We start from the raw sequence: 12,063 nt of genomic DNA, 5'->3' as shown, positions 1-12,063 counted from the left end.
ACTCCGCCGGCACGGCCGGCACGGGCGGCCGGATCTAGCGGGAGTCGGCCGATCGGCGTCCGATCTTGTTCCCCAACCAGACCAGCGGGTCATACTTACGGTCCACCGCCCGCTCCTTCAGCGGGATCAGCGCGTTGTCGGTGATCTTGATGCCCTCCGGGCAGACCTCCGTACAACACTTGGTGATGTTGCAGTAGCCGAGCCCGTGCTCCTCCTGCGCGGTGCGTTTGCGGTCCAGGCCCGCCTCCTCCGCCGCGTCCAGCGGGTGCATGTCCAGCTCGGCCACCCGCATCAGGAAGCGCGGACCGGCGAAAGCGCCCTTGTTCTCCTCGTGGTCGCGCACCACATGGCAGGTGTCCTGGCACAGGAAGCACTCGATGCACTTGCGGAACTCCTGCGAGCGCTCCACGTCGATCTGCTGCATCCGGTACTCGCCCGGGGCCACCCCCGGCGGCGGCACGAAGGCCGGCACCTCCCGCGCCTTGGCGTAGTTGAAGGACACGTCCGTCACCAGGTCCCGGACGACCGGGAAAGCGCGCAGCGGGGTGACCGTGATCGTCTCGGACCGCTCGAAGGTCGACATCCGCGTCATGCACATCAGCCGCGGCCGGCCGTTGACCTCCGCACTGCACGAGCCGCACTTGCCCGCCTTGCAGTTCCAGCGCACCGCCAGGTCCGAGGCCTGGGTGGCCTGGAGCCGGTGGACGATGTCCAGGACCACCTCACCGTCGTGCACCTCGACGGTGAAGTCCCTGAGCGATCCGCCCTCCGCGTCGCCCCGCCAGATCCGGAAGCTCGCGTCGTACGTACTCATCCGTACAGCTCCTCTTCGGCGAGGTACTTGGCCAGCTCTTCCTTCTCGAAGAGCGCGAGCAGGTCGGGGCGGATGGGCTCGGTGCGGGTGCGGACCAGGGTGATCCGATCGGCCGCCGGATCCACCGGGGCCGGCTCCACCGGCCTGCACAGCAGGTTCACCGGGCGCCAGCCGCGCTCCATCGACGGGCAGTCCTCGCGGGTGTGCCCGCCCCGGCTCTCGGTACGCTCCAGGGCCGCCCGGGCCACGCACTCGCTGACCAGCAGCATGTTCCGCAGGTCCAGCGCGAGGTGCCAGCCCGGGTTGAACTGCCGGTGCCCCTCGACACCGGCCCGGGAGGCCCGTACGCGCAGGGTCGCGAGCTTCTCCAGGGCCTCGGCCATCTCGCCCTCGCGCCGGATGATCCCGACCAGGTCGTTCATGGTCGTCTGGAGTTCCTGGTGGAGCGTGTACGGGTTCTCCGCGCCCTCGGCGGCGTGGAAGGGGGCCAGTGCCTCCGTCGCCGCCGCGTCGATCTCGGACCGGTCGACGCTCGGGCGTCCGGCGGACGTGGCGTACTCGGCCGCGTGCAGTCCCGCCCGCCGCCCGAAGACCAGCAGGTCGGAGAGGGAGTTGCCGCCGAGCCGGTTCGAGCCGTGCATGCCGCCCGCGACCTCCCCGGCCGCGAACAGCCCCGGCACCCCGACGGTGGCGGCGGAGTCCGAGTCGACCGCGATCCCGCCCATCACGTAGTGGCAGGTCGGGCCCACCTCCATCGGCTCCGCCGTGATGTCCACGTCCGCCAGCTCCTTGAACTGGTGGTACATCGACGGGAGCCGCCGCTTGATCCGCTCGGCCGGCATCCGGGTGGACACGTCGAGGAAGACACCGCCGTGCGGGGAGCCGCGGCCCGCCTTCACCTCGGAGTTGATCGCCCGCGCCACCTCGTCGCGCGGCAGCAGTTCGGGCGGGCGCCGGTTGTGGTCCGGGTCCTCGTACCAGCGGTCGCCCTCCGCCTCCGACTCGGCGTACTTCTCCTTGAAGACGTCGGGGACGTAGTCGAACATGAACCGCTTGCCCTCGGAGTTGCGCAGCACCCCGCCGTCACCGCGCACGGACTCGGTGACGAGGATGCCCTTGACCGACGGGGGCCAGACCATGCCGGTCGGGTGGAACTGCACGAACTCCATGTTGAGCAGGGGCGCGCCCGCGAGCAGGGCCAGCGCGTGGCCGTCGCCCGTGTACTCCCAGGAGTTGGAGGTGGTCTTGAAGGACTTGCCGATCCCACCGGTGGCGAGCACGACCGCCGGGGCCTCCAGCACGAAGAAGCGACCGGTCTCGCGTTCGTAGCAGAAGGTCCCCGAGACCCTCGCTCCGTCCGCCGGACCGCCGCGCTCCTTCAACACCCGGGTGACCGTGCACTCCTGGAAGACCTTGAGCCGGGCCTCGTGGTCCCCGTACTCCTTGAAGTCCTCCTGCTGGAGCTGGACGATCTTCTGCTGGAGCGTACGGATCAGCTCCAGGCCGGTGCGGTCGCCGACGTGCGCGAGGCGCGGGTACTCGTGCCCGCCGAAGTTGCGCTGGGATATCTTCCCGTCGGGCGTGCGGTCGAAGAGCGCGCCCCAGGTCTCCAGCTCCCAGACCCGGTCCGGGGCCTCCTTCGCGTGGAGCTCCGCCATCCGCCACTGGTTGAGGAACTTGCCCCCGCGCATGGTGTCGCGGAAGTGCACCTGCCAGTTGTCGCCCTCGTTGACATTGCCCATGGAGGCGGCGATCCCGCCCTCCGCCATCACCGTATGGGCCTTGCCGAACAGGGACTTGCAGATCACGGCCGTACGGGCGCCGCGCTCGCGGGCCTCGATCGCGGCGCGCAGCCCGGCACCGCCCGCGCCGACCACGACGACGTCCCACTGCTGCCGTTCCACTTGAGCCATGTCAGAAGAACCTCGGATCGGTGAAGGCGCCGCTCGCCAGCAGGTACACGTAGAAGTCGCACAGGGCCACGCTGATCAGGGAGGCCCAGGCCAGCTGCATGTGGCGGGCGTTGAGCCGGCTGACCCAGCCCCAGAGCCGGTAGCGCACCGGGTGCTCGGAGAAGTGCTTGAGCCGGCCGCCCATGATGTGCCGACAGGAGTGGCAGGACAGGGTGTAGGCCCAGATCAGCGCGATGTTGACCAGGAACAGCAGGGTTCCGAGGCCCATGTGGCCCCAGGCGTAGTGCTCGTCGCGGAAGGTCAGCACCGTGTCGTAGGTGAGGATGCCCGCGACCGGGACCGCCGCGTAGAAGAAGTACCGGTGCGCGTTCTGGAGGATCAGCGGGAAGCGGGTCTCGCCGGTGTACCTCGTGTGCGGTTCGGCGACGGCGCAGGCGGGCGGCGAGGCCCAGAAGCCCCGGTAGTAGGCCTTGCGGTAGTAGTAGCAGGTCAGCCGGAAGCCGAGCGGGAAGATCAGGATCAGCAGGGCGGGGGAGAGGCCCCACCAACTGCCGAAGATCTCCCAGTTGGGCCCGCCCTTCATCGGTACGCAGTTCTCCGAGAGACACGGGGAGTAGAAGGGGGAGACGTACGGGGCCGCGTAGTAGTCGGCGTTCGCGAAGGCTCGCCAGGTCGAGTAGACGATGAAGGCGAACAGCCCGGCCGCGGTGCCGGCGGGGGACAGCCACCACCGGTCGGTCCGTAGGTGCCGGGCCGCGATCGCGGCCCGTGAGGCGTCGTGGACGCCGCCGGGCCGCTGCTGGGGTCGTTCCGTGCCTGTGGCCAAAGAAGACTCCGGGTGGAGTGATGAGGGGTGGCCCGGCCGGCCCGGCCGAGGACGGCCGGGCGGGTCGGGGCGTGGGTGGGTACGCGTCCGGGACGAGCGGGCTCAGGGGGCGCGGCGGTCGCGGGCGCCCAGGCCCTCGTCGTCGGAGTCCGTCCACAGGGAGCTGTCGTACGGGGTGTCCGGGACCGTCACCATCCGGGACGGGTCCGGACCGGCCGCCGTCGTCGACGGCTTCCCGCGTGCGGCCTGCTGCTCCAGCCGCTCGACCTTGCGCGTCAGCTCGTCCAGGTTGCGCCGTACGGCAGTCAGATCGTCTTGCAGGGACATGATTTGCCCTCACTTCCGCCTGGTGCGGTGGCAACGCTCATGTGCGCCTGCGAGTGTCGCGCTTCCTGTCCCCCGTGTGAAGGGATGTGCAGCGATTGCGGGCGCGCAGGCGTGAATCGTGCGCCCCTCCCCGCCCCCCATTCTCATCCCTCTCCCGGGGGAACGCCTCTCACCGCGCAAGCGGGATTGGTCCGCACGGGTGGGGTTCGCGGCGTGGCGAGAGGCGGGTGCGAGGGGTGCGGCGGAGCGTCTATTTCAGTGGGTTCCGGCAACCGGTGTGATCAGCTCCATATACCGCCGAACGTGATCATGCTTCCCCCACGCCCCGCCCCGGAGGTACCACCCATGTCCCAGAGAAGGCGCAGGTCCTTGGCGCTCCTGACCTCGGGAGTCCTCGCACTGCCGCTGCTCACGGGCTGCGGCGCGGGTGACGACGAGGGCGGTCAGGCCGCCGCAGGACAGGACATCGCGACGACCACCCGCGACAAGGTCGCGGACGGGGGTGTGCTGCGCTGGGCGGTGGACACCCTCCCGGACACCCTCAACACCTTCCAGGCCGACGCCGACGCCACCACCAACCGGATCGCCGGCGCCGTGCTGCCCCAGCTCTTCGTGCTGGACGCCAAGGGCCGGCCGGTGGTCAACCCGGACTACCTGGAGAAGGCCGAGGTCATCGAGCGGGAGCCGAAGCAGGTCGTCCAGTACAAGCTGAACCAGAAGGCGGTCTGGAGCGACGGGCGCGAGATCGGCGCCGCCGACTTCGTGGCGCAGTGGCGCGCCCTGAACGGCAAGGACTCCGCGTACTGGACGGCGCGCAACGCCGGCTACGACCGCATCGAGAAGATCGAGAAGGGCAAGACGGACCTGGAGGTCAGGGTCACCTTCAACAAGCCGTACGCCGACTGGCGCTCGCTCTTCACCCCGCTCTACCCCAAGCAGGTCACCGGCACCCCGGACGCCTTCAACGAGGGCGCCCGCGGCGCGCTGAAGATCACCGCCGGACCCTTCGGGCTGGGCGCGATCGACAAGAAGACCGGGACCGCCGCCCTGACCCGCAACGCGCGCTGGTGGGGCCGCCCGGCCAAGCTGGACACGCTGGTCCTCACGGCGGTGCCGCGGGCCGAGCGCCCGGCGGCGCTGGCCGCCGGGAAGCTCGATCTGGCGGAGATCGACCGGGCCGGGGCCGACCGCATCGCCCTCGCGCGCCGCGACGCGGCCGGCAAGAACGGCCCGGGCGCGGGCGGCGCCCCGGCCCACGGCCCGGACGCCGCGCTGACCCCGGCGCAGGCCACGCTGTCGTGGGCCACCGCCTTCGGCGTGGACGAGGAGAAGGCCGCGGCGGAGACGGAGAGCCGCCAGAAGCACCTCGACTCGGTCAAGCGGTACGCGCAGGAGCAGACGGCCCTGAAGGCCTTCACCGTCCGCAAGTCCCTGGAGCCGGCCTACACCCAGCTCGCGATGAACGGCGCCTCCGGCCCGCTGGCGGACGAGCGGGTGCGCCGGGCGGTGGCCCGGGCCCTGGACCGCCAGGCGCTGGCCGAGGTCGTACTGAAGCCGCTCGGCCTGCCCGCGAAGCCGGTCGGCAGCCACCTGGCCCTGGCCGGGCAGCGGGCGTACGCCGACAACAGCGACGCGCTCGGCGGCCAGGACACCCAGGCGGCCCAGGCCCTGCTCGCGGACGCGGGCTGGCGCAAGGGCGGCAAGATCACCGAGCCGGCGGGCGCCAAGGCCGGCCCGGAGAGCGAGCACCAGGACGACTCGAAGACCCCGTCGGGCCCGGGCACCGGCAACGACGGGCTCTACATCGTGGGCCAGGACGACGGCGCCAACGGCGACCCGCGGTCGGCGACCGAGGACCGGGCGAAGAGCGACACCGCCCCGGCGGGCGCCCAGGACGGGCCCTCCCCGGTGCTCGCCCCCGCTCCCTTCGGCGCCCAGCAGGAGGCGTCCCTGCTCGCCCAGGCGGCCCAGGTCGCCCGGGCCGCCCGGGCGGAGGCCACCGACGACGCCAAGGGCGTCCCGGCCCGCGAGGAGGTCGACCCCGCCAAGGCCTCCCCGGCCCCGGCGCCCGCCAAGCAGCCCGCCCGCACCTCCGGCACCATGCTCGCCAAGGACGGCAAGGCGCTCTCGCTGCGCTTCGTCCTCCCGGCGGGCCCGGGCTCGGAGTCCCTGCGCACGGTCGGCGAGCGGATCGCCGGGATGCTCCGCAAGGTCGGCGTGAACACCGAGACGATCAAGGTGGCCGACGACAGCTTCTTCAAGGACCACATCGCTTCCGGGCAGTACGACCTGGCCCTGTACTCGTGGCCCGCGACGGCCTACCCGGCCACCGACGCCCGGCCCATCTTCGCCAAGCCGGAGCCGGCCGCCGACGGCTCGCTCCTCGTCGAACAGAACTACACCCGGGTCGGCACCGACCACATCGACCAGCTCTTCGACCAGGCGGTCGGCGAGCTGGACGAGGAGCAGTCCCGCGAGCTGATGCGCAAGGCCGACGCCCGGATCTGGGCCGCGGCCGGCTCCATCCCGCTCTTCCAGCGCCCCGAGCTGGTGGCGGTCAAGCCGGGCCTGGCCAACGCCGGCGCCTTCGGCCTCGGCGCTCCCCGCTACCAGGACATCGGCTGGAAGAAGGCACCCACCGCGAAGGACAAGAAGAAGTAGCGCGGGAGAAGAAGGAGCGCGGGAGAAGAAGTGGTGACAAAGCGGTGCCTGTCTGGTTGACCGCAGGGTCCCAAGCTCAGATGTGACTCAAGTCCCTTGCCCGCCGGATCCACCGGCGGGCAAGGTCGTGCATACCCGTTGACCCGCGTGTATACAGGCCGGAACGGCGGTCGGGGCACCCCACGAAACCCCCGGCCGCACTCATGCGTCCGGCCTCTTGACAGACCCCCCGGCAGGCGGTTCCCGCCATTCGACGTACCATGGGGTAAGGCCGTGGCAGGTTTTCGCCCGGCCGAGGCGCGCGTGCCGGACCGTACGCGACGCCATCCACGATCCCGGGAGAAGCGCCGAAGTGCCCACGCGCCACGACATCCGTAACGTCGCCATCGTCGCCCACGTCGACCATGGCAAGACGACCATCGTCGATGCCATGCTCAAGCAGGCCGGTGCCTTCGCCGCCCACCAGCACCTCGACGACCGCATGATGGACTCGAACGACCTGGAGCGTGAGAAGGGCATCACGATCCTCGCCAAGAACACGGCGGTGAAGTATCACCCCAAGGACGGCGGGGCCCCGATCACGATCAACATCATCGACACCCCCGGCCACGCCGACTTCGGTGGTGAGGTCGAGCGCGGTCTGTCGATGGTGGACGCCGTCGTTCTGCTGGTGGACGCCTCCGAGGGTCCGCTGCCCCAGACCCGCTTCGTCCTGCGCAAGGCCCTGCAGGCGAACATGCCGGTCATCCTCTGCATCAACAAGACCGACCGCCCGGACTCCCGGATCGACGAGGTCGTCAACGACACGTACGACCTCTTCCTGGACCTGGACGCCACCGAGGACCAGATCGAGTTCCCGATCGTCTACGCCTGCGGCCGTGACGGCATCGCCTCGCTGACCAAGCCCGAGGACGGCACCGTCCCCGCGGACAGCGACAGCCTGGAGCCGTTCTTCTCCACCATCCTGGAGCACGTCCCCGCGCCGACGTACGACGACGAGGCCCCCCTCCAGGCCCACGTCACCAACCTGGACGCCGACAACTTCCTCGGCCGCATCGCGCTGCTCCGCGTCGAGCAGGGCGAGCTGCGCAAGGGTCAGACCGTCACCTGGATCAAGCGTGACGGCACCCAGTCGAACGTCCGCATCACCGAGCTGATGATGACCGAGGCGCTCACCCGCAAGCCGGCCGAGGTGGCGGGCCCGGGTGACATCTGCGCGGTCGCCGGTATCCCCGAGATCATGATCGGCGAGACCCTGGCCGACACCGAGAACCCGATCGCGCTCCCGCTGATCTCGGTCGACGAGCCGGCGATCTCCATGACCATCGGTACGAACACCTCCCCGATGGTCGGCCGTGGCGGCAGCGGCAAGGGCGCGGACGCCAAGTCCGCGGTCAAGGACCGCAAGGTCACCGCGCGCCAGGTCAAGGACCGCCTCGACCGCGAGCTGATCGGTAACGTCTCGCTCCGCGTGCTCGACACCGAGCGCCCGGACGCCTGGGAGGTCCAGGGCCGTGGTGAGCTCGCGCTCGCCATCCTGGTCGAGCAGATGCGCCGCGAGGGCTTCGAGCTGACCATCGGCAAGCCGCAGGTGGTCACGCAGGAGATCGACGGCAAGGTGCACGAGCCGGTCGAGCGCATGACGGTCGACGTCCCCGAGGAGCACATGGGCGCGGTCACGCAGCTCATGGGTGTCCGCAAGGGCCGCATGGACAACATGTCGAACCACGGCTCCGGCTGGGTCCGCATGGAGTTCGTCGTTCCGTCGCGCGGTCTCATCGGCTTCCGTACGGAGTTCCTGACGAACACCCGCGGTACCGGTATCGCCCACTCGATCCACGAGGGCCACGAGCCGTGGTTCGGTCAGCTGGTGACCCGTAACAACGGCTCCCTGGTCGCCGACCGCGCCGGCTCCGTGACGCCGTTCGCGATGATCAACCTGCAGGAGCGCGGTGTCCTGTTCACCGAGCCCGGCACCGAGGTGTACGAGGGCATGATCGTCGGCGAGAACTCGCGCGCCGACGACATGGACGTGAACATCACCAAGGAGAAGAAGCTCACCAACATGCGTGCGGCTTCCGCGGACAACACGGAGAACGTGGTGCCGCCGCGCAAGCTCTCCCTGGAGCAGTCCCTGGAGTTCTGCCGCGACGACGAGTGCGTCGAGGTGACCCCGGAGGCCGTCCGTATCCGCAAGGTCGTCCTGGACCAGAAGGAGCGCTCGCGCACCGCGTCGCGCGCCAAGTCCGCCAAGTAACAACAGTCGCAAGGCTGTTCGCCCGGATTTGCTCGGGTGGTGGCAACGGTCGGCGCAGCCGGCCGCAGGGCCCTGGTAATGCGGCAGCCCCTCCCCTCACGGAGTCCGTGACGGGAGGGGCTGTTCGCTTTTGTCAAGCGGATTTTTGCGTTCAGGTGTCCGCATACCGACCGTGACACTCCGGAAGATGAGCTAACCGTCCGTTTCGCACGTGTCTGTCTCCTATCCGTTTGTCCGGATTTCGGGTTTCTGACGCGGATCGATGTTGTGAAAACGAGACCACTTAAGTGTGGTTTACGGCCTGGCAGTCCCTGAGGATGGCTCCATTGAGCTCGGGTCAATGGGTCACGCGATGTGGGGATCGCGCCGACTCACGAGCACACTATGGGCAGGAAAATTGCTCGCCGTCAGGGGTGTCGGCGAGGTTTTTTTGCCCCTCAAGTCGATCAGTGGACTCATGAGGAGGAAACCCATGCGCGGTGCCAAGAGCGCCAAGTGGGTCGTGGGCGCGGTTGTCGTCGCCCTGGCCGCTACCGCCTGTGGCGGCGGTGACGGTGACAGCAAGGACAAGAGCAACGCCAACGGCGGTGTGTTCCGGCTCGGTAGCACGGAGCCGGACACCATCGACCCGGGGCGTGCCCACGAGTCCACCGGCATCCTGCTGTCCAACGCGCTGTTCACCGGCCTGTACGGGAACACGCCGGACGGCATGGCCGAGCCCATGCTCGCCGAGTCGGCGACGTCGGACGAGGGTTGCACGTCCTGGACCTTCAAGATCAAGCCCGACACCAAGTTCTCCAACGGCGAGGTCGTCGACGCCGAGTCGTTCGCCCGTGGTTGGGCCCGTGCCGCGCACAAGGCCGCCGCGTCCGACGTGGCGTACCACTTCGCCGGCATCAAGGGTTACGCCGAGCTGCAGGACGGCTCCGCCAAGACCTTCAGCGGTGTCACCACGCCGGACCCGACCACCATCAAGGTCGACCTGTCCAAGGCGGACTGCGAGTTCGTCCTGAAGACGGCTCACAACGCGTACAGCCCGGTCCCGAAGGTCGCCAAGGTCGGCGAAGAGGACAAGGCGTTCGGCGAGGCCCCCATCGGTAACGGTCCGTTCAAGATGGACGGCACGTGGGAGCACAACAAGGCGATCAACCTCGTCCGCAACGACGCCTACTCGCTGCAGAAGGCGTCCCTGGAGAAGGTCCAGGTCACCCTCCTCAACGACAAGACCGCGCAGCAGCTCGAGTACGACGGCTTCCAGGCCGGCACCTTCGACTACGCGCACATCCCCACGCCGATGCTGAAGACGGCCGAGGCGAAGTACAAGCCGCAGAACAAGTGGTTCGCCAAGGACACCAACGGCATGAACTTCGTTCTGCCGATCGGTGACAACGGCCCGACCAACAACAAGGACGCCCGTCTGGCGATCTCCTACGCGATCGACCGTCAGGCCATCGCCAAGGGTGTCTTCCAGGGCTACCAGACCCCGTCGACGACCATCGTGCCGCCGGCGTTCCCGAAGGCGTACCAGAAGGACCTGTGCGTCTCCTGCGTCAAGCAGGACGTCGCCAAGGCCAAGGAGCACGCCGAGAAGGGCGGCCTGAAGCCGGGTACCGAGATCAAGTTCAGCTTCAACACCGGTGCGGGCCACGAAGAGTGGGTCCAGGCCATCGCGAAGCAGCTCGAGGACGTCCTCGGCGTCAAGGTCAAGCTGGACGGCAAGGACTTCCCGGGCATGCTCAAGGAGCAGCAGAGCCCGGCCGCGACCGGCATCTACCGCTTCGCGTGGGGCGCGGACTACCCGACCCCGGAGAACTTCCTGTTCCCGCTGCTGCACTCGGCGTCGATGAACAAGGACGCCGATGGCAACGTGGCCGGTGACAACCGCGTCCGTTACAACAACCCGGCGTTCGACAAGCTGATCGACACCGCTCGTGCCACCAAGGACGAGGCCGCTCGTACGGCGATGTACAAGGAAGCCGAGAAGATGGCCATGGACGACATGGCCCTCATCCCGACCTTCAACCGTTCCCAGTTCCGCCTGATGGCGACGGACAAGTTCAACGGTCTGGACGACATCAACTTCAACGAGGACCCGATCCTCGAGAAGATCTCGCTCAAGAAGTAATCGGTTCGGACGGTATATCCGTCAGGAGCGAACGTGCTGCGGCCCCCGGGTGACCGGTGGGCCGCGGCCCCGCTCGGCAGGCCGTTTTCACTTCGGCACCCCTCACATCCGCGGGCAATCCCCGCTGGCCGAGAGCCGGCCCGTTCCTTGGGCCGGAGGCCGCTGCTCCCAGAAGCGGCCAGGTAGAGAGGCACAAACATGGGAAGGTACGTCGCCCGTCGCCTCGGGCAGATGGTCATAGTCCTCATCGGCGCGACCATGGTTCTGTTCGCGTGTCTGTTCGTTCTCCCCGGTGACCCCGTGGGCTCGATCGCCGGCAGCGACAAGGCACGCGACCCAGCGGTGGTCGCGGAGCTCAAGGCGCGTTACGGGCTCGACAAGTCGCTGCCCGAGCAGTATGTGAACTACGTGGCCAAGGTCGCGACCGGAGACCTCGGCGAGGACTTCGTCCAGCGCCGCGAGGTCTCGGAAATCCTCGGTCCCAAGCTGCAGAACACCGCGAAGCTGGCCCTGCTGGCCATCGTTCTCGTGACGGTGTTCGGTATGGGCGTCGGCATCATCGCCGCCCTGTACAGATACAGCATCTTGGACATGGCCACGACATTCTTTACGACCATGGCCGTCGGATTCCCGACGTTCGTGATCGGCATGCTGCTCATGAAGTACTTCGCCGTGGAACTCCAGTGGTTCCCGCAGCTCGGCGGCGACAAGCTCGAAGGCATGGTCCTTCCCGCGGTCACCCTCGCGATCACCGACATCGCCTTCGTCGCCCGCCTCACCCGCGGCACGATGCTCGAGGTGCTGCGCGCGGACTACGTGAAGACGGCCGTGGCCAAGGGACTTCCGCGCCGGCGCGTGCTCTTCAAGCACGTGCTCCGCAACTCGTCCATCCCCGTGGTCACCTACCTGGGCATCTCGTTCGGCGCCCTCCTCGGTGGTGCGCTCATCACTGAGGCGATCTTCAACTGGGACGGTGTCGGTCTGGCACTGGTTCAGGCGATTCAGCAGCAGAACAACCCGATCGTGATCGGCGTCGTGACCTACAGCGTCGCCATCTTCGTCGTCCTCAGCCTCATCGTGGACCTGCTGTACGCGGCCCTCGACCCGCGTATTCGCCTCAGCTGACCGCCCCCAAGGAGG

Annotated in this window: 8 protein-coding genes; 4 read left to right on the top strand and 4 right to left on the bottom strand. The window is 68.7% G+C overall.

The annotated features are described in order from the left end of the window. Positions 1–34: 34 nt before the first annotated feature. The 4 genes from ACGFYY_RS02370 to ACGFYY_RS02355 all read right to left on the bottom strand — a co-directional run bounded on the left by ACGFYY_RS02370 (position 35) and on the right by ACGFYY_RS02355 (position 3,880). Complete coding sequence (locus tag ACGFYY_RS02370; RefSeq protein ID WP_365265370.1) at positions 35–814, bottom strand: succinate dehydrogenase/fumarate reductase iron-sulfur subunit; 780 nt, start codon at positions 812–814, stop codon at positions 35–37. After that, positions 811–2,727: a fumarate reductase/succinate dehydrogenase flavoprotein subunit gene (locus ACGFYY_RS02365; RefSeq protein WP_393706634.1), complete on the bottom strand. Its 1,917-nt coding sequence runs from the start codon at positions 2,725–2,727 to the stop codon at positions 811–813. The genes ACGFYY_RS02370 and ACGFYY_RS02365 overlap by 4 nt, the downstream gene beginning before the upstream one ends. Before the next feature lies 1 nt (position 2,728). Further along, the gene (locus ACGFYY_RS02360) at positions 2,729–3,553 is read right to left on the bottom strand and encodes a hypothetical protein (protein ID WP_393706633.1); all 825 of its coding nucleotides are present in this window, start codon (positions 3,551–3,553) and stop codon (positions 2,729–2,731) included. Positions 3,554–3,655: 102 nt separating this feature from the next. Beyond that, complete coding sequence (locus ACGFYY_RS02355) at positions 3,656–3,880, bottom strand: hypothetical protein (RefSeq protein ID WP_393706632.1); 225 nt, start codon at positions 3,878–3,880, stop codon at positions 3,656–3,658. Positions 3,881–4,225: 345 nt separating this feature from the next. On the opposite strand from ACGFYY_RS02355, the gene ACGFYY_RS02350 reads away from it, so the two are divergent. The 4 genes from ACGFYY_RS02350 to ACGFYY_RS02335 all read left to right on the top strand — a co-directional run bounded on the left by ACGFYY_RS02350 (position 4,226) and on the right by ACGFYY_RS02335 (position 12,048). Beyond that, positions 4,226–6,541 (top strand): ABC transporter family substrate-binding protein, encoded by a 2,316-nt coding sequence (locus ACGFYY_RS02350; RefSeq protein WP_393706631.1) that lies wholly within the window; start codon positions 4,226–4,228, stop codon positions 6,539–6,541. Positions 6,542–6,893: 352 nt separating this feature from the next. Further along, positions 6,894–8,798, top strand: a complete 1,905-nt coding sequence (typA, locus tag ACGFYY_RS02345; RefSeq protein ID WP_393706630.1) for a translational GTPase TypA — start codon at positions 6,894–6,896, stop codon at positions 8,796–8,798. Between the two features lie 472 nt (positions 8,799–9,270). Then, entirely contained in the window at positions 9,271–10,923 is a 1,653-nt protein-coding gene (locus tag ACGFYY_RS02340) for an ABC transporter substrate-binding protein (protein WP_393706629.1), read from the top strand. A gap of 198 nt (positions 10,924–11,121) precedes the next feature. After that, a complete protein-coding gene (locus ACGFYY_RS02335; protein ID WP_365265384.1) occupies positions 11,122–12,048 on the top strand; it encodes an ABC transporter permease in 927 nt (308 codons plus the stop codon). Positions 12,049–12,063: the final 15 nt, after the last annotated feature.

Source organism: Streptomyces sp. NPDC048331, assembly GCF_043201215.1.
Taxonomy (GTDB): Bacteria; Actinomycetota; Actinomycetes; order Streptomycetales; family Streptomycetaceae; genus Streptomyces.
The sequence above is the reverse complement of the archived record's forward strand: the minus strand, read 5'-3'. Positions and strand labels throughout refer to the sequence as shown.